Source organism: Bacillus cereus group sp. Bc031, assembly GCF_027716265.1.
In the GTDB taxonomy this organism is placed as follows: Bacteria; Bacillota; Bacilli; order Bacillales; family Bacillaceae_G; genus Bacillus_A; species Bacillus_A paranthracis.
In genome coordinates, this window is the sequence record NZ_JAQFUL010000102.1 from 1 (window position 1) to 15,467 (window position 15,467).

Genomic DNA, 15,467 nt, shown 5'->3' on the forward strand with positions numbered 1-15,467 from the left:
AACGTGGGAAAATCGGCTTTTTACCTTCCAAAAAATGTCTTAGCGTGGGTTTTATGTCATTTGGTTGGCGGGACCCCAATAATGTAATATAATTACAAGATTATGTGTAAGGGATATGTGTATAAATAAACACGCATTATATTTATATATATTTCTATAATGTTTTATTATGACATATAACAGTGAGGTGTTTGGTTATGGAAAAAATTAAAGTTGAAGGATTACCTACAAAGATTAGTTACGATATGAAGTATTTGTTAGATATGTTGTTTATTTGGGATAAAGAAACTGGAGATAATAAAGATAGGAATCTTGTTTCTATCATAAAAGATATTGTAGGATTACTAGGAAAAAATTATATGGATTATGAATTTTTTACACCTTTTTTAAGTAATGTAGAATCTGGAACTTTTGATCCTTGTAAAAAGATTAATCTTACTAAAGAAGAATATTTGGAAGGGGTTAATGTTGTAAGAAGTGTTATATACGATGTTGAAAATAAAAGCGGGATGGTTGAGTTTGTAATAATATATGGAATTATTGCTATGATTACTGATTATACTAGAGCAAATATACAAAGTTTGGATAAACGAAGAGAAAGGAATTTTAAGATTTTAGAGTCGTTAAAGAATCGTGGAGATACTGATACAGAGAGATTAGAATTTTTTATTAATGAATCAAAAAAACTTAATAGTGATGTTTATGTTTTGAAACTTAACAATGAATTAATAGTATGGGAACGACTTGTAAAAAAATATTTTAGTAGAGCATTTTAAGTGTTTGTATTTTATTATGTGTAATAATGATAAAGCCCACCTATGAAGAGAGGAGGGCTTTTATTCAAAAAAAAAGAAACCATAAGGTGCCTTCCTCCGACTTGAACCATCTTAATTTTAATAATATGTATTGAATGTTCCTTTGACTTCCATTTTTTATTTAATTTTGGGAATAAAATAGGAATTTTTATTCTACTACTGCTGTTAAATATGGATCGTGAATAGCCAGTTTTATTTTATGATAATGTTAATGTTAACTTGGGCTATAACATTTGCTACATGAGATTAGAGATATTTTTATGATTTTATGTTGCAACTAGAATTATAAAGGCGGAAATAGTCCTGGAGTGAAAAAATCACCCTAAAAACAATATAAAGAGGTATACTTTAAAGAAATAATGATTATAATTAACTTAAGAGTGAAAAAATCACTTAAGGAGTTGTATTAATATGTTAGTTAATTTTAGATTTGGCAATTATTTGTCTTATCATGATATTACTGAATTCTCAATGGTGACTGGGAATGTAAAAAAGCATCGAGAACATGTAATGAATTTTAAAGATATTTCACTTTTAAAATTCGCAACTTTATATGGAGCCAATGCTGCAGGTAAATCAAATTTGGTTAAGGCTATTGAATTTTCGAGAAATTTAGTTGTTAGAGGTTTTAGAAACATACAAACTTCTGATAAATATTGCAAAATATATCCTTCTAATCAAGAAGAACTTACACATTTTGAATATGAAATAGTTATTGATGATGTAGTGTACTCATATGGGTTTTCAGTTAACTTATTTGAAAAAGAAGTTAATAAAGAATGGTTGTATTCTTTATTAAATAATAATGAACAAGAAATATTTACAAGAGAATTAAAAGGTAATCGATATGAAATTAATATAAATTATGATTTTTTAGAGTTAGAACAAATGGAAAGATCTAGGATGGATGTTTATAAAGAAGATTCTAAAGAATTAACAGATTCATTATTTATTACAGAGTTAAATAAAAATAAAAAAACATTTACTACCAAAGATAATTTGTCAATTTTTAATTCAGTATACTTATGGTTTCGTGAAAAACTGGAAGTGATTTCTCCCGATGATTCACCATTAGAAAATGGAATTACTTATATAAAAAAGGATAATGGAATTGCATTAGCTAATTTTTTAGATGCTTTTGGAACAGGGATTAAAGAAGTATGCACTAAAGAAGTACATGAAAAAGATTTATATAATGAGATGCCAGCAAGATTTGTAAAAAGTTTTTTAGAAGATATAAGAACAGATGGTCCAGACTCCAGGTTGGTAATGTTAAGAACACCATCAAATATATACGAAATTGAAAAACAAAATGAAACTTTAAAAATCAAAACAATTTATTTTAATCACTTCTCAGAAGATGTTTTCTATTCATTAGGAGAAGAGTCTGATGGAACTGTGCGATTGGTAGAACTTTATGATATTTTAGCAAGTGATAGTGATAAAGTATTTGTAATAGATGAAATTGATCGTAGCCTGCATCCAAATCTAACATACAATTTTATTAAAGAGTTTTTGAAAAAAGATAATAATGGACAATTAATTGCTACAACGCATGAAGATCGTTTGTTAGATTTAAATATGTTACGTAGAGATGAAATATGGTTTGTAGAAAAACAAGAAAAAGGCGAATCGATTTTATATTCTTTAGAGAAATTCAAAGAAAGATTTGATAGAGATATTTTAAAGGCATATTTAGAAGGTAGGTATGGTAGTGTACCTCAATTTAAAATATTTAAAAACGTAGAATCGAGCGAGGAATAAAGGCGGGAAAAAGATATGTCATTTAGACTTTCAAGTAAATCACCTAATCAATCGAGACTTATTTCAGAATCTCAAAAAGAAGACGGAAAGAAAAAGTATTTTTTTGTTTTAGAAGGAGAAAAAACTGAACATATATATATGAATGAGGTAGCGAATAATATAAAAGAGGATTCCCTCATTGATGTTTTAATTTTAGAGCGCATCTCTAATCAACAATCTAATCAACATAAGATTACGGTTGCTATTCGAGATTTCTTAGATGGACATTCAAAAATTGATCCAAGTATAAAGTCTCAGTTATACGATTTATGTAATAAATATGAAGAAGAAGTTCTGGATGAAACACAATTACTGGATTCCATAAACGAGTTATTAGAAGATATGAAAGATGATTTTATTACGAAATACAACGATACTGTCATTGAACAAATAAGATTATTACATAATTTGGAAAGTTATTCAAAAGGCCTGGACAAGATTTGCCTTATATTAGATAGAGACTATAAAAGCTTTAAAGAAAATCAATATGACGAAGTATTAAAAATATGTGAAGAAAATGAATTTTTATTAGGTATTACAAATCCTAATATTGAGTTTTATTTACTTTTACATATGAACGATGCGAAGCAATATGACGCAGCACAACTCTTAGAAAATCGAAGAACTGCAAAATCAAAAACAAGTAAAAAATTTGTTGAATCCGAATTGAATAAAACATTAAAGGTTTTCGGAAAATCTTATAGTAAAACAAATTTTGATGCGAAGTTTTTTGTCGATAGATTTCCTGATTTTCTCAAAAATATAGAGGGTTATGAAACGGATAATGCAAGGTTAAAGACAGGGCTAGGAAGTTCCGTGCATCAAATAATTAAACAAATTCTCTAACTAATAGTTATTTAAGATTACTGTTGAATAAATTGTTGTGAGCGCATTTTTTCTATATGCTCACAACAATTTATAAAGAAAAGACACCCTAAGGTGCCTTCCTCCGACTTGAACCACATTAATTTTAATAATATGTATTGGACTCCCATCCAAATAGTATTTTTTCATGTTATGTTATATTTTGTTATGATTTTTAATTGCGGCTAACACCCAATTTTGATTCAATTTCATTTAAGCTAGCTAGAGCATTACTTAGTTTTTGATCGGAAAGCTTGATTGATTTTTGAGCTTCTTCCATTCTTCCTTTCAACGGAGCTACTCCTTTTACTCCTTGAGTTACAGCTTTTCCAGCATTACTTCTATAGTTAGTCGCTAGTCCAAACTCTACTCTGAATTTCTCAATCTTTTCTTTTAATACAGGATCAGTTAACTTTGAGCCACTTTTAAATTCTGTATTTTTCTTGGAAAGTGCATCATATCGATTTGTAACTGACTCCATTTTTTCTTTTAAAACGTTCTTGTCAAGAGATTCAGGGTCCTTACTTCCTTCTACCCAAATAGCTTTCCAGTCCTGATTCCAAATCTCATCATAGTCCTTTAACATTTCATCAATAGTAGGCTTAATTTCGTTTTGGTATGTAACCTTATCCGCATTTTCAGCTGGTTCAGTTGTTTCCTGACTCTGTTGGGCTGTTTTTTGAAGTGAATTAGTCTGTTTTTCTTCATAGAAAGTTACTTTCGATTTTAATTCTTTGATTTGTGTTTTTAATTCTTGCTGTTCTTTAAAGTGTTTATCAGTAATTTCATCCATATCTTTTTGTGAATACTTAGGTTTCATATTTTCTGATTTGGAATCCTTAAAAATAGATACAGCAGCAATGACAAAAACTATTACTGCGATAATTCCAATAATTATTTTTTTGTTCATGTGTGTTCCTCCTGATGCATAATATCATCATTATATAATAATTAAATGTTTTTAGGTAGAAAAAAAGACACCCTAAGGTGCCTTTTTCCGACATGAACCACTTTAATTTTAATAATATAAATATCTTATGCAGATACAGAAGTTTTATCTTTACGGAAGATTCCCATCAATCCACCGATCAATAATAAAATACCCGGTAAGATATAGAATACAAAAATACAAATAAATCCGCCAATTGCAGCGATTGTCATCATGATACCGCCAGCTTTAGCTTTGCTTTTAACTACTACTGAACCAACAATTCCTAAGATAGATAGACCTACTGCAGCCCAACCTAATCCGATAATAGAATTTGCTCCTTCAGCTTCAAATGCAGCTCCCATTCCACCAATCATTAAAGCCAAAACAGCGCCTAATACGCCAAAAATACCACCAATAAGTCCTAATACAAATTCAGTTGTACGTTTCATTTTATTAATTTCTCCTTTTATTTACCAGGTGTGAATTCAAATTTCACAGATTTTTCATCAAACGTAAAGTTTGGTTTATATGTACCAGTGTATTTATCAGATTCAGCTACATCAAAATACATTTTCCCTGTAATTTGATTACCTGGCACAACATTTTCATTCATAAATGCATTATCAGCACCGAAATATCCCTTGAATTGGTTCCCGTTAGCATCAGCAATCTTTAACTCTTCTGATCCGATATATGCATCTTTCTTGCCGTTATTTTTAGCAGAGAAAGTGATTTCTAAAACTTTCCCTTTTTCAGGTTTTGTATACTCATTAGGTTCTACAAATTGAGCAGAGTTAAAAGTGATTTGTAATCCATTAACTTCTACTGTTTCGCCAGTTTTATAAACTTTACTAGCAGCTTTATCATCTTTCTTTTGCTCTTGTTTAGGAGCATCATTTTTACTTACCTCTTTAACTTCTGTTTCTCCACATGCAGCTAAGCTAAAAGCAAGTGCTCCAGTTAAAGCAATCGTACCTAATTTCTTATACATTTTCTTTCCTCCAATTATGTAAAATGTAAGATTTCCGAGCTTATCATAGCAAACAATCCATCATAATATTGTCATATTTTGTCGAATAAAAATAAAAAAAAGAGAGCCGCAGCCCTCGTTGGATAAATTGGTAATATTATTTAAAATTTTACCTCTTTCCTTTGGAAATGATTTCTTCTAAAATGAAATCAAATCATAGTATGTCCTTGTTATCTTGTAACATTTTGACATACAATGCTAATTGTTTAGCGAAACGACCTTGCTGACGTCCATCTAGCTCTTCATAAGCTCGTTGGATATCATTGAATAGTAATCCTAATAACGCATCTTCTTTCCTGTCCTCGAAGTTAAGAAGAGCATCTGTGGAGGTGTTAAAAAACGATGCAAGTACCTTTAAACTTTCAAGATCAGGTTCATGACGATCAGTTTCCCAATTTTTAATTTGTCCGCGTGATAAACCTGTTCTATCAGATAGTTGTTCTTGCGTTAAATCAAAAGATTTCCTTAAACGTTTAATGTTTTGTCCGACTGTAGTTTTCATAGTTTGAGTATAATAATCGCCTTATCACTATACCATAATTGGTCGATACTCTGACTTTTTAAAATAATTTAGGTATTTTAACAATCTTAATAAATATTTATAGAACAAATGTTTGTTTGATGGTAAAATATGCATGTGGGTACTTGGTACAAAAATATGTAGAATTGCATATTGAGTTCTATGACATCTGAGAAACTATTGATATAAAGCGTTTTTTAAACTTTCTCAACATTTTTCTGATAACCGAACGACTGAATTTTGGAAAAAATATGATATTATGAAAATAACAAAATAAACGGACGTGAAAAAAGACCCACGGTGTAAGTAGTGCTGGTAACACTCTTACACTGCCCCCCTAAGTGCCTAGGGAACATTGTCGCGGATCTTGTACATACATATTATAACACATCTTAGATTGAGAGTGACACGTTTTCCTTTATATGTAACAAATTGGGGTTACGTGTCTTTTTGTTCCGGTAAGGAGGAGCAAAATGAAATATTGGTTAGCTAAAATCATTGATGAAATTGATTTTCAAAGAAAAAGCCAAGAAGACGTTGCTAAACATCTCGGAATCAGTGGACCTGCTTTTTCAAAAAACTTATCTGGTAAAAGTGAACTTAATTTTTTAAATATGATTAAGTTAGTGAAAGATTTGTATGAAGACAATGTTGAATTGACTTTTATGGTTAGGGAATTCTGTAAAAAGATGAATGGTAAGAAGAATATCAGAATTGCTATGGAATATGCAAATGCTATAGGAGACTTTGAGTTGTTACGTATAGCAGTACAAAAAGGGTTTAATTCAAATAACACATTAACGAAAGAATGGGCATTTGTATACGAAATGGTACTAATCAGGTTAAAACGATTTTTAAGTGATAAATCTCTGTTAGAAGAATTAAATGAGCGGAAGAAGCACCGTACAGTTAAATCTGATGAGGCTAAAATAATGCTTGATATAATCACGTTCTACACTCTGTACGAATCTAGAGAATACAAAATGTTATTTAATTATTCGGAAATGTTATTGCCTAAAATTGAAAAAATAAGTGATGCTTTTATACGTGATTTATATAGAGTACGAATACAAGAGATTATTGCATATGCAAGTTTAATGGATGAACAAATAGACAAATCTAGAGATATTTGTCATGAAATATTGAATACAGAAGATAATTTTGGATACTTAGATATGTTAAAAGTATCTGCTTTAGGGTGTTTAGGTGAATCATATAGTTTTGATAGCTACGAACAGTCATTGTGGTACTTAAACAAAGGAATAGAATTGTTAAATAAATGTCATTCTCATAGAGCGGTAGAACGGAAGAGAAACTTTTTAAATATGCGTTCTTATATTAGATTGATAAATAAAAAAGATTTACATGATTTAGACATATACGATGTTGGAGAGGTAGTTTTAAAGCACATAATTAATGGGAATGAAAAGAAGCAGTAAGATTACTTAGAAATGAGGAAAAGGAAAAAGGAAAACTTACCCCAATGAAACTTTGTTATTTAGGAATGGCATTGAAAGATCGATCATTGTTAGAGCAATCAATAGAAGGTTTTATTAACGAGGGATGCAAATTTTATTGTAGGTTACCTAGAAAGATATTAGAAGAATTTAATAAATATGGTATAATATTCATGGGTGATGCTAAATGAAAAAAATAATAGTCGTAGTAACAACATTGGTATTAGCTGGAGTGTTATATATTTCTCCCGCTAAAGACCAAAAGGAGCAACCTAAACAAGTAGCGAAGGATGCTCAAACACAAATTATGTTAAGAATGGATCCTGGGACTGGAATTGGTTAATACCAAGAAGCCTAGGTTCTAATATAGATAGATTGAATGCGATTGTCTCATTAATGGGGCAATCGCATTCGTCGTTTATAAGGAGATTAACCAAAAATAAAAAAAAGAATATTAGTTATATATTGTGAATTCTTCACAAACTACTATAAAGATATTGGAGGATGTTGGGGATGACAAGAGATGAGATTTTAAAGGGGTTTTTATTGCAAGCTGATGAATTATCCAATGGTGATGAACAGACACTTGATTCATATATTGAAATGCTATTTAATACAGAGCAAAAAAATAGCCACGCCTCATAAGGAGGTTGGCTATTTTTCCGATTGGTTGTTTAATTTTTCGAATTCTGCCATTAGGTTCTCAGCTTGTTTCATTATCATTTCGCGTTGAGATTCAGGAAGGTTAGATAATCGTTTCTTCATTGCTTTAAATTTTACGTCTAACATTTCGTTTAGATCTGCTTCATCACTTCGTCCTAACAAGAAGTCTGTAGTCACATTAAATACTTCTGCGATTTTTGCAGTTACTTCTCTTGAAGGTTGTTTTTTACCTGATTCGACCTTTGAAACAAAAGATTCACTAACATCTACTTTTTCTCCTAATTCTTTCTGAGACCATTTTCTTTCTTTCCTTAGTTCTTTTATCCTAACGGATAGTATAGGTAACATGATTTTATTCCCCTTTAATAACTGTTTTATATAAAATTTTAATGGTTTTGTTTTACATTAACTATAGTATATATTCTACATAAAACTTGACCACTAGTCCATTTCTTGTTTTTAAAAATAAAATTCAAAACAAACACTTGACCTAAGGTCATGTTAAGTGTACAATGAAAATGTAATCGAGAGGTGAAGCCGATGAAAATAAAAGGGAGCTACGTTAAAGAGCTTCGCAAGAGTAAAAAACTCACGCAGAAGCAACTTGCTGAACTCTCACAGATCAGCGAGAGTATGGTTTCGAAGATAGAATTAGGTGTTAAATCAACTAAGATTGAAACATTAAAAAAAATAGCAAATGCTTTATCAACAACAATGGATGACTTAGTAGGGTGAGGTCATTTTTTAAATAACATAAACTTGACCCAAGGTCAATTTAAGTGGGTTTAACTTGACCTTGAGATAATAAAGGAGGAAAGAAAATGAATCAATTACAAGTTTTTAATAACGAAGAGTTCGGCCAGGTTCGAACGGTAATACAAGGTGAAGATGTTTGGTTTGTAGCAAAAGATGTAGCTGAGGTTTTAGGATACAACAATACTTCGAAAGCTATTCAAATGCACGTTGATGAAGATGAAAAAGCTGACCTCCCAATTTGGGATGGCAGGCAAAACAGAAATCAGAAAGTGATTAACGAATCTGGTTTATACTCTTTAATTCTTTCAAGCAAGTTACCAAGCGCTAAGAAATTCAAAAAATGGGTAACAAGCGAAGTACTTCCTTCTATTAGAAAACACGGCGCATACATGACAGATCAAGTCCTGGAACAAGCGGTAACCAATCCAGACTTTGCAATCGGTCTTCTCACTAAATTAAAAGAGGAAAAAGAAAAGCTTGCAGCAGCACAACAGCAAATCGTACAGCAACAACGGCTCGTAACATTCGCTAAAGCATGTATGCAGTCGAATGAATCGCTGAAAGTAAGTGAAGTCGCTAAGTTAGCAGCTAAACACAATATCAAAATCGGACAACGTCAGTTATTCACAAAACTTAGAGAGTGGAACTTAATCTTCAAGCGATCCACCGAACCAACTCAATCAGCAGTTGAAAAGGGATACTTCGAAATCGCACAAGGTGTTAAACAGAAGCCAAGCGGAGAGCCATTCACATGGACAACAACATACGTAACACCAAAAGGACAAGCCTACATCATAGATCGACTGAAGAAAGAGCAAGAACAGGAGGCGATTTAAATGATGGAAGAAAGCACATTCTCGCATTTAATGATACTGGTAATTGTCATTTTTACCGCAGGATTCATTCATCTGATGGATTGGATAGATAAAAGGTTTATGAAGGATGAAAAGTGATGGATAAACAGCAGCGTGATGAATACGAAAAAAAGAAACTCGCATGGATCATAAAGGATTTACGAGCTAGAGGGATACATAACAGCGCAGATAAGGTTGAGGAAATGCATAAGGAGTTTATCACTCTAGCTAAATAAGAAAAGAGCCAAGAGTTATGAAGACTCATGGCTCATTGTATAAGGGTATAAGGCCGAGTCACCAACCTTATGGGATAATTATACAACTTTTTTACAAATATAGACAATCCTTAACTTGTCTGAATATTCAGGAATCTAATGTTAGTCCCCACCTAATTCAAAGGTTCCTGGATATTCCGATGCGCGAAGCATCAAAACAAAATAAAACCAGCCGATTACCCCTAATCGACTGGTTCATGAAACGACGCAATAAATTGTAACTCTATTATATCACAGTCGTTTCTCTCAGTAAATAAGGAGGAATGTGGAAATGAAAGATGTTTTAGACAAGCAAAAAGAACGTGCAATCGAAACTTTAAAACAAATGTCTGAAAAAGAACAAGACATCGTGAAGAAGTTAGATCTCGACTATGCAATAACGGTTTTAACAAATAAACCATATGGCGGAATGCCGTTCTAGGAGGATATGAAAATGAAATTATATGAACTTACTTCTAATTATAGAGAGTTACAAATGATGATTGAGGATGGTGTAGATCCATCAGCATTAGCAGATACGTTACAAGCAATTGAAGAGACCATCCAAGATAAGGTTCAAAATACAGCTTTAGTAATTCGTAATCTTGAAGCTGATGTAGATGCTATCAAAGTAGAAGAAAAGCGCCTAGCAGAGCGCAGAAAAGCAATAGAAAACAATTGTAAGGGATTAAAAGATTATTTGTATCAACAAATGGTAGCAACTGATTTAAAACGTATCAAAGGAACAATCGTAACAGTAGGGATTCAAAAGAATCCAGCAAGCTTAGACATCGCAGAAGATGCAGTTGTACCACCTGAATACATGATTCCGCAGCCACCAAAGGTTGATAAGAAGTTATTGCTTGCAGCAGTTAAAGATGGAATGCAATGGGATGGAATTACATTACGTCAGAGTGAAGGTGTGAGAATCCGATGAACAGAAGTGAAACGATTGCTAAATTAGCGAAATCATTAGTTTTGTTCAACTCAGAGGTTAACAAAATAGCAAAAGATGCAGATAATCCTTTCTTTAAAAACAATTACGCAACGCTAGATACGATTATAGATGAAATTAGACCAATCCTTTCTAAACATGGATTAAGCATCATGCAGATACCAAGTGGAGACGGTCAAAACGTAACGCTAAAAACACTTCTCTTACATGAGAGTGGCGAGTGGCTCGAATCGGATGAATTAACAATGAAGCCAGTTAAGAACGATCCACAAGCGGTAGGGAGTTGCATAACATACGCAAGACGCTATTCACTAGCAGCATTCCTTAGCTTAAATACAGGTGAAGATGACGATGGTAATAGCGCAACTTATGGAAAAGGTAACAAACCTAATCAAAAAAGTAACAGTGGACAAGCTCCAAATAAGCAGCAAGGAAGCAGTGGTAACGGCAAAGCGTCCGAGAAACAAATGAAAATGATACACGCAAAGATAGCTCATGTAGCAACACTAACACAAACAGATAAACAAACAGTTGAAGATACTTTAAAAGGTAATATCAATACTGAAAATTTGAGTGATTTAAGCTCACAGTTAGCTTCTAAAGCAATACAAGTCCTGTCTGGTTGGAAAACGCAATATAGCCAAGCAGGTTAAGGAGGTAGTGGCCCATGTTGAATCAACAAACAATATCTAATGTCGTCCTTCCAACATGGGTTTACAAGGACGCAAATAGTGAACAAGAAATTATGAGGAACGCTTGCAGGTATATCAATCGCATACCAAAGCGTTATCCCGGATATAAGGTTTTGGAAGTAAATGACGGTATAGCAAAATGCGAAAGGTGTGAAGATTGATGTTTCAAGTACCTGTAAGACGTGGATCGATGAAAGAAATGTTAAAAGCAGTTCGTGATTTAGAAAAACGAGGTTATGACTACGTAACGCCAATCCAGAAAGTTTATAGAGCAGAAAAGACATTTTATAACGATGGAAAATTCAAAGGGAAGGACAAAATTCGCTTCACAGGCATGGAAGATCGTGCAAGTTATGAATGTTGGATGAAGAAGGTGAACTAAATGAATTTTATTGATAAACGAAAAGGATTTTTCATGATAGAAAATGATGCAATAGACAATTGCGATTTGGATGTTTACGAATTTAAAGCCTACGCAGTAATAGTAAGGCATGCAAATCGAGATACACAATCAGCGTTCCCTTCTTTAACAACTTTAACTGAAAAAGTCGGATGTGGAAGAAAGAAAATAGTTCAATGTATCAAGTCATTAGAAGAAAAAGGATATATCCAAAAGGTCAATAGGAAGGACAATCAGGGAAATAACTTATCCAATATCTATTATGTTCTTCCTACCCCTAGTGTCTCACAGAAACTAGTAGTATCTGAGGGAAACCAGGGTAGTGTCCCAGAGAAACAAGGGGTAGTGTCTGAGGGAAACTGTAACAATACTAATCTTAACAATACTAATTTAACAATAAGTAGTAGTAGTAAGAACCCCTTCTCATTCTATGAAAGTAACATTGGAGTTTTAAATCCATTCATGGCAGATGGAATAGATCAGTGGATTAAAGATACAAGTGAAGAACTTGTTGTAGCAGCTATGGAACGTGCATTAAAGCAACAGAAGAAATGGAATTACGCTGAAGGCATCTTAAAACAGTGGGCTAACAAAAACATTAAGACTTTAAGTGATGTGGAAGCTTTAGAAGTTGAATACCAACGAAATAAAGGAGCGAAGAACAATGCAGAGAGCGGCACTAGCAATACCAACCGATATAGCCGAAAAGGTGAATATGACTATGGATTCTGATGTGTGTGATACGCACGGTATGAATAAGATGAAGTTCGGTGGACAAGTTATTTGCCCTCGATGCTTCCTCGAAAACGAAAGTAAGAAGCTTCAACAGCAGGAACAAGCGAAATACGATGCAGGTAAAGCAAACGAAAAGAAATTCATGTTCCACCAACAAAGCATGATTGCCGATAGCAACATTAAAAAAGCTAACTTTGATAACTACCAACCTACTAGTGATGAAGGCGCGAAGAACCTAGAACTCGCAAAGGTCATCGCAACAGATTATCTCAACGGAAAGATTTTTAACACAATTATGGCCGGTAATTGTGGGGCAGGGAAAACGCATCTTGCTTACGCTATAGCGGATCAGCTTGCAGGAGCAGGTAAGTCAGTTGTCTTTGTCACAGTTGGCGAATTGCTAAGGAAAATCAAAAGTACTTTCAGTAAAGAATCTACATTAACTGAAGATTCAATTATAAGAGGCTTAGTAAGAGCGGAAGTATTAATAGTCGATGATTTAGGGGCTGAGTTAGGCGCGTTAGATGCAAATATAAAAGCAACAAACTTCATTAATAGGGTGTTATTCGATGTTTTCGATGGCAGGCAAGGTAAAATCTACTATCTTCACGACAAACCTCACAGGGAAGCGTTTAGACGAGGCATACGATGAACGGATTGTATCGCGTATTCTCAATAATTTCAGAACGATCACTTTCAAAGAAACAAAGGATTACAGAAGAAAGGCATTGCTATTTTAAAAGGGGGAAATTGAAATGTGTGCATGTAAGGGAACGGGAGTAATTCAGAACGACATTGGAACGGGTATGTATCAGTTTGGTCCATGCATTTGCGAAGCGGCGAATCAAACACCTGAGGAAGTAGATAGAAAGCGTCATGCCGTTATGGCGAGATTAAGAGAAATTCATCAATTGCAACTGGAGGGGAAATGGGATGCCAAGACTTGGAACGGATTTGGAAAAGGAAAATTACACAATGGCGTTGCAGCAGAGGAAGTACATGAAGAAATCGCGTCGTAACTTATATATCGCTTTAGAAGAATTGGACCTGGTATTTGATGAAAGTGAAGTTACTAGATTGCAAGAAATGTGGAAGGAAGACAAAGGAATCCTTGAAATTGCAAAAGAGTTAGGAAGACACCAATTAGAAATCGCAGTATTGATTATGGATCAGGCAGATAAGAATAAAATCAAATCTCGTTCAATGGGGTTAGGGGCATGAAACAACTAACACTGGAGGATGTAGTCGGAAGTCTTGATTATACTGCAACAAATACAGCGGAAAAGTTTTTGAAGCGTAATAGCGTTATGACGTATTCAGTAGAATTTTACGATAAAGACGAAAAGTGGAAGCTTCGTTGGTTTGAAGCGAAGTCCGAGAGCGAAGCTATAGAAATGGCTAAAAAGAAATACGGAAAGATACAAGTTATTACCACTTATATTTCAGATAGAACCTTAGAGGAGATTATGAATTTGGATTAGGAGGCATGGCGTTATGACGATAAATAGATGGCTAGAAAAAGAAGATTATAAAGCAGCCGAGAAGAACGGCATTGGCTACTGTATGTTATATCGTAGGGTGTATCAAATGGGATGGGATATTGATAAGGCAATTAATACACCGCCTCGGAAATATCAATTTAGAGAACAAAAGTGGTTAAAAGTAGCGTTAGAAAATGGAATTAAAAAGAAGACATTTTTAACTCGTGTTTATAAAGGGATGTCACCAGAGGAAGCAGCGAAAAAGCCTGTAAATAAATTAAGAGCAACAATGGAAGATATGGTTAATTTAGCTCAAGAGAACGGTATTTCATATCACACATTTAGTACAAGAGTATTAAAAATGGGATGGAGTCCACAAAGGGCGGCGACTACACCTACAAGGAGATCCAAGAAGAAAAGAAGCTAGGAGGCAACATGGACAGGAAACAAATCTACATCGATGTTTTACTACAAAAAGGAATTTATAAAGAGGAAAAGACGGGTCGACAACTTTATGAGATGACTAAACAAGAGTTGTGGAATCTAATAAAAGGAGTGTATCAGGAATGAAGTTAAGAGTGAAAATTAAGCGAGTGAAAGATGTAGAAATGCCAAAATATGCGAAGCCGGGTGATAGTGGCTTTGATCTTGTAGCAGCAGAGGACACAATTATATGGCCGAGCGAAACGAAGGTTGTACCAACTGGATTAGCTTTCGAGATTTCGCCAGGATACGAGTTGCAAGTGCGCCCGCGTAGCGGTATGACGCGTAATACAAAGTTGAGAGTTGTTCTTGGAACGGTGGATAGTGGATACCGCGGAGAAGTTGGAGTATTGGTTGATAATACCGAAATTCCTAAGGCAGCCAATATGCAAGCGCATGTAATTGAAAAGGGAACTCGAATAGCTCAAGGCGTCATAGCGCCAGTAATAACAGCTCATTTTGATGAAGTGGACGAGTTATCATATAGTGAGCGCGGAACAAACGGATACGGATCTACGGGTACCAAATAAAAAAGGCTAGGATTTCACCTAGCACTCAAGCATAAGTCGCATGGAAAGGACGTATTGTGCAAATCGGGCATTTGCAATTTCATTATATAACGATTATTGGGTAGATAGGCTGAATCAACGTAATCTTTACGCAGGTTTTACATGATATTGAAGTTTTTGATAAAGACCAAATTTGAATTTTGTAGAAAAACGGAGGTGGTCAATATGCATCTAGACATTGCGAGATTTAAAAAGATTGGGAACT

At 33.7% G+C, this 15,467-nt stretch carries 24 protein-coding genes and 2 pseudogenes; 21 read left to right on the forward strand and 5 right to left on the reverse strand.

Annotated elements, in window-relative coordinates:
- The first annotated feature begins 197 nt into the window (after window positions 1-197).
- From PDQ33_RS25245 to PDQ33_RS25255, 3 genes are all read left to right on the forward strand, one after another.
- Window positions 198-776 carry a hypothetical protein gene (locus PDQ33_RS25245; RefSeq protein WP_000411417.1) on the forward strand — a complete coding sequence of 193 codons (579 nt, stop codon included), beginning with the start codon at window positions 198-200 and terminating at the stop codon, window positions 774-776.
- A 450-nt stretch (window positions 777-1,226) separates the two neighbouring features.
- Window positions 1,227-2,579: an AAA family ATPase gene (locus PDQ33_RS25250; RefSeq protein ID WP_000960800.1), complete on the forward strand. Its 1,353-nt coding sequence runs from the start codon at window positions 1,227-1,229 to the stop codon at window positions 2,577-2,579.
- A gap of 15 nt (window positions 2,580-2,594) precedes the next feature.
- The gene (locus PDQ33_RS25255; protein ID WP_000010059.1) at window positions 2,595-3,464 is read left to right on the forward strand and encodes an RloB domain-containing protein; all 870 of its coding nucleotides are present in this window, start codon (window positions 2,595-2,597) and stop codon (window positions 3,462-3,464) included.
- Between the two features lie 193 nt (window positions 3,465-3,657).
- Here the strand turns inward: PDQ33_RS25255 and PDQ33_RS25260 are convergent, their stop codons facing one another.
- The 4 genes from PDQ33_RS25260 to PDQ33_RS25275 form a co-directional block, all read right to left on the reverse strand.
- Window positions 3,658-4,392: a ribonuclease gene (locus PDQ33_RS25260; protein WP_270756804.1), complete on the reverse strand. Its 735-nt coding sequence runs from the start codon at window positions 4,390-4,392 to the stop codon at window positions 3,658-3,660.
- 125 nt (window positions 4,393-4,517) lie between these two features.
- On the reverse strand, window positions 4,518-4,862 hold the full coding sequence (locus PDQ33_RS25265; protein ID WP_270756806.1) for a DUF4064 domain-containing protein: 345 nt from the start codon (window positions 4,860-4,862) through the stop codon (window positions 4,518-4,520).
- A 17-nt stretch (window positions 4,863-4,879) separates the two neighbouring features.
- A complete protein-coding gene (locus PDQ33_RS25270; RefSeq protein ID WP_000277059.1) occupies window positions 4,880-5,404 on the reverse strand; it encodes a DUF4352 domain-containing protein in 525 nt (174 codons plus the stop codon).
- A 193-nt stretch (window positions 5,405-5,597) separates the two neighbouring features.
- On the reverse strand, window positions 5,598-5,945 hold the full coding sequence (locus PDQ33_RS25275) for a helix-turn-helix transcriptional regulator (protein WP_270394642.1): 348 nt from the start codon (window positions 5,943-5,945) through the stop codon (window positions 5,598-5,600).
- A 491-nt stretch (window positions 5,946-6,436) separates the two neighbouring features.
- On the opposite strand from PDQ33_RS25275, the pseudogene PDQ33_RS25280 reads away from it, so the two are divergent.
- The 3 genes and pseudogenes from PDQ33_RS25280 to PDQ33_RS25290 all read left to right on the forward strand — a co-directional run bounded on the left by PDQ33_RS25280 (window position 6,437) and on the right by PDQ33_RS25290 (window position 8,065).
- Window positions 6,437-7,611, forward strand: a pseudogene (locus PDQ33_RS25280) (AimR family lysis-lysogeny pheromone receptor).
- Complete coding sequence (locus PDQ33_RS25285) at window positions 7,608-7,763, forward strand: hypothetical protein (RefSeq protein WP_000721097.1); 156 nt, start codon at window positions 7,608-7,610, stop codon at window positions 7,761-7,763. The pseudogene PDQ33_RS25280 and the gene PDQ33_RS25285 overlap by 4 nt, the downstream one beginning before the upstream one ends.
- Window positions 7,764-7,933: 170 nt before the next feature.
- Complete coding sequence (locus PDQ33_RS25290) at window positions 7,934-8,065, forward strand: hypothetical protein (RefSeq protein ID WP_000196299.1); 132 nt, start codon at window positions 7,934-7,936, stop codon at window positions 8,063-8,065.
- 9 nt (window positions 8,066-8,074) lie between these two features.
- Here the strand turns inward: PDQ33_RS25290 and PDQ33_RS25295 are convergent, their stop codons facing one another.
- Window positions 8,075-8,431 carry a helix-turn-helix domain-containing protein gene (locus tag PDQ33_RS25295; RefSeq protein ID WP_000936792.1) on the reverse strand — a complete coding sequence of 119 codons (357 nt, stop codon included), beginning with the start codon at window positions 8,429-8,431 and terminating at the stop codon, window positions 8,075-8,077.
- A gap of 192 nt (window positions 8,432-8,623) precedes the next feature.
- Between PDQ33_RS25295 and PDQ33_RS25300 the strand changes: the two genes are divergently transcribed.
- From PDQ33_RS25300 to dut, 15 genes and pseudogenes are all read left to right on the forward strand, one after another.
- The gene (locus PDQ33_RS25300) at window positions 8,624-8,818 is read left to right on the forward strand and encodes a helix-turn-helix domain-containing protein (RefSeq protein WP_000693792.1); all 195 of its coding nucleotides are present in this window, start codon (window positions 8,624-8,626) and stop codon (window positions 8,816-8,818) included.
- Window positions 8,819-8,904: 86 nt separating this feature from the next.
- Window positions 8,905-9,675 (forward strand): phage antirepressor Ant, encoded by a 771-nt coding sequence (locus PDQ33_RS25305; protein WP_001072781.1) that lies wholly within the window; start codon window positions 8,905-8,907, stop codon window positions 9,673-9,675.
- Between the two features lie 116 nt (window positions 9,676-9,791).
- On the forward strand, window positions 9,792-9,929 hold the full coding sequence (locus tag PDQ33_RS25310; protein WP_000360846.1) for a hypothetical protein: 138 nt from the start codon (window positions 9,792-9,794) through the stop codon (window positions 9,927-9,929).
- Between the two features lie 310 nt (window positions 9,930-10,239).
- Window positions 10,240-10,389 (forward strand): hypothetical protein, encoded by a 150-nt coding sequence (locus tag PDQ33_RS25315; RefSeq protein ID WP_000655887.1) that lies wholly within the window; start codon window positions 10,240-10,242, stop codon window positions 10,387-10,389.
- A gap of 12 nt (window positions 10,390-10,401) precedes the next feature.
- Window positions 10,402-10,884, forward strand: a complete 483-nt coding sequence (locus PDQ33_RS25320) for a siphovirus Gp157 family protein (protein WP_000780700.1) — start codon at window positions 10,402-10,404, stop codon at window positions 10,882-10,884.
- Window positions 10,881-11,555 carry an ERF family protein gene (locus tag PDQ33_RS25325; protein WP_270756813.1) on the forward strand — a complete coding sequence of 225 codons (675 nt, stop codon included), beginning with the start codon at window positions 10,881-10,883 and terminating at the stop codon, window positions 11,553-11,555. The genes PDQ33_RS25320 and PDQ33_RS25325 overlap by 4 nt, the downstream gene beginning before the upstream one ends.
- Window positions 11,556-11,754: 199 nt before the next feature.
- The gene (locus tag PDQ33_RS25335; protein WP_270394634.1) at window positions 11,755-11,976 is read left to right on the forward strand and encodes a hypothetical protein; all 222 of its coding nucleotides are present in this window, start codon (window positions 11,755-11,757) and stop codon (window positions 11,974-11,976) included.
- A complete protein-coding gene (locus PDQ33_RS25340) occupies window positions 11,977-12,726 on the forward strand; it encodes a DnaD domain protein (RefSeq protein WP_270756816.1) in 750 nt (249 codons plus the stop codon).
- A pseudogene (locus PDQ33_RS25345) lies at window positions 12,710-13,469 on the forward strand (ATP-binding protein). The gene PDQ33_RS25340 and the pseudogene PDQ33_RS25345 overlap by 17 nt, the downstream one beginning before the upstream one ends.
- Window positions 13,470-13,484: 15 nt before the next feature.
- Window positions 13,485-13,748, forward strand: a complete 264-nt coding sequence (locus tag PDQ33_RS25350) for a hypothetical protein (RefSeq protein WP_000332346.1) — start codon at window positions 13,485-13,487, stop codon at window positions 13,746-13,748.
- Window positions 13,705-13,950 carry a hypothetical protein gene (locus tag PDQ33_RS25355; RefSeq protein ID WP_050426797.1) on the forward strand — a complete coding sequence of 82 codons (246 nt, stop codon included), beginning with the start codon at window positions 13,705-13,707 and terminating at the stop codon, window positions 13,948-13,950. The genes PDQ33_RS25350 and PDQ33_RS25355 overlap by 44 nt, the downstream gene beginning before the upstream one ends.
- The gene (locus PDQ33_RS25360) at window positions 13,947-14,210 is read left to right on the forward strand and encodes a hypothetical protein (protein WP_000811985.1); all 264 of its coding nucleotides are present in this window, start codon (window positions 13,947-13,949) and stop codon (window positions 14,208-14,210) included. The genes PDQ33_RS25355 and PDQ33_RS25360 overlap by 4 nt, the downstream gene beginning before the upstream one ends.
- A 13-nt stretch (window positions 14,211-14,223) precedes the next feature.
- Window positions 14,224-14,637, forward strand: a complete 414-nt coding sequence (locus tag PDQ33_RS25365) for a hypothetical protein (RefSeq protein WP_000154659.1) — start codon at window positions 14,224-14,226, stop codon at window positions 14,635-14,637.
- A gap of 8 nt (window positions 14,638-14,645) precedes the next feature.
- Entirely contained in the window at window positions 14,646-14,780 is a 135-nt protein-coding gene (locus PDQ33_RS25370; protein ID WP_000375384.1) for a Fur-regulated basic protein FbpA, read from the forward strand.
- Entirely contained in the window at window positions 14,777-15,223 is a 447-nt protein-coding gene (gene dut, locus PDQ33_RS25375; RefSeq protein ID WP_000776950.1) for a dUTP diphosphatase, read from the forward strand. The genes PDQ33_RS25370 and dut overlap by 4 nt, the downstream gene beginning before the upstream one ends.
- Window positions 15,224-15,467 lie beyond the last annotated feature (244 nt).

Coding starts and splice junctions, on each gene's coding strand:
- PDQ33_RS25265 (WP_270756806.1), bottom strand. CDS start 4,862: ATGAAACGTACAACTGAATTTGTATTAGGACTTATTGGTGGTATTTTT.
- PDQ33_RS25355 (WP_050426797.1), top strand. CDS start 13,705: ATGGCGTTGCAGCAGAGGAAGTACATGAAGAAATCGCGTCGTAACTTA.
- PDQ33_RS25260 (WP_270756804.1), bottom strand. CDS start 4,392: ATGAACAAAAAAATAATTATTGGAATTATCGCAGTAATAGTTTTTGTC.
- PDQ33_RS25320 (WP_000780700.1), top strand. CDS start 10,402: ATGAAATTATATGAACTTACTTCTAATTATAGAGAGTTACAAATGATG.
- PDQ33_RS25360 (WP_000811985.1), top strand. CDS start 13,947: ATGAAACAACTAACACTGGAGGATGTAGTCGGAAGTCTTGATTATACT.
- PDQ33_RS25305 (WP_001072781.1), top strand. CDS start 8,905: ATGAATCAATTACAAGTTTTTAATAACGAAGAGTTCGGCCAGGTTCGA.
- PDQ33_RS25295 (WP_000936792.1), bottom strand. CDS start 8,431: ATGTTACCTATACTATCCGTTAGGATAAAAGAACTAAGGAAAGAAAGA.
- PDQ33_RS25285 (WP_000721097.1), top strand. CDS start 7,608: ATGAAAAAAATAATAGTCGTAGTAACAACATTGGTATTAGCTGGAGTG.
- PDQ33_RS25365 (WP_000154659.1), top strand. CDS start 14,224: ATGACGATAAATAGATGGCTAGAAAAAGAAGATTATAAAGCAGCCGAG.
- PDQ33_RS25370 (WP_000375384.1), top strand. CDS start 14,646: ATGGACAGGAAACAAATCTACATCGATGTTTTACTACAAAAAGGAATT.
- PDQ33_RS25325 (WP_270756813.1), top strand. CDS start 10,881: ATGAACAGAAGTGAAACGATTGCTAAATTAGCGAAATCATTAGTTTTG.
- PDQ33_RS25270 (WP_000277059.1), bottom strand. CDS start 5,404: ATGTATAAGAAATTAGGTACGATTGCTTTAACTGGAGCACTTGCTTTT.
- PDQ33_RS25290 (WP_000196299.1), top strand. CDS start 7,934: ATGACAAGAGATGAGATTTTAAAGGGGTTTTTATTGCAAGCTGATGAA.
- PDQ33_RS25300 (WP_000693792.1), top strand. CDS start 8,624: ATGAAAATAAAAGGGAGCTACGTTAAAGAGCTTCGCAAGAGTAAAAAA.
- PDQ33_RS25250 (WP_000960800.1), top strand. CDS start 1,227: ATGTTAGTTAATTTTAGATTTGGCAATTATTTGTCTTATCATGATATT.
- PDQ33_RS25310 (WP_000360846.1), top strand. CDS start 9,792: ATGGATAAACAGCAGCGTGATGAATACGAAAAAAAGAAACTCGCATGG.
- PDQ33_RS25335 (WP_270394634.1), top strand. CDS start 11,755: ATGTTTCAAGTACCTGTAAGACGTGGATCGATGAAAGAAATGTTAAAA.
- PDQ33_RS25315 (WP_000655887.1), top strand. CDS start 10,240: ATGAAAGATGTTTTAGACAAGCAAAAAGAACGTGCAATCGAAACTTTA.
- PDQ33_RS25350 (WP_000332346.1), top strand. CDS start 13,485: ATGTGTGCATGTAAGGGAACGGGAGTAATTCAGAACGACATTGGAACG.
- PDQ33_RS25275 (WP_270394642.1), bottom strand. CDS start 5,945: ATGAAAACTACAGTCGGACAAAACATTAAACGTTTAAGGAAATCTTTT.
- dut (WP_000776950.1), top strand. CDS start 14,777: ATGAAGTTAAGAGTGAAAATTAAGCGAGTGAAAGATGTAGAAATGCCA.
- PDQ33_RS25340 (WP_270756816.1), top strand. CDS start 11,977: ATGAATTTTATTGATAAACGAAAAGGATTTTTCATGATAGAAAATGAT.
- PDQ33_RS25245 (WP_000411417.1), top strand. CDS start 198: ATGGAAAAAATTAAAGTTGAAGGATTACCTACAAAGATTAGTTACGAT.
- PDQ33_RS25255 (WP_000010059.1), top strand. CDS start 2,595: ATGTCATTTAGACTTTCAAGTAAATCACCTAATCAATCGAGACTTATT.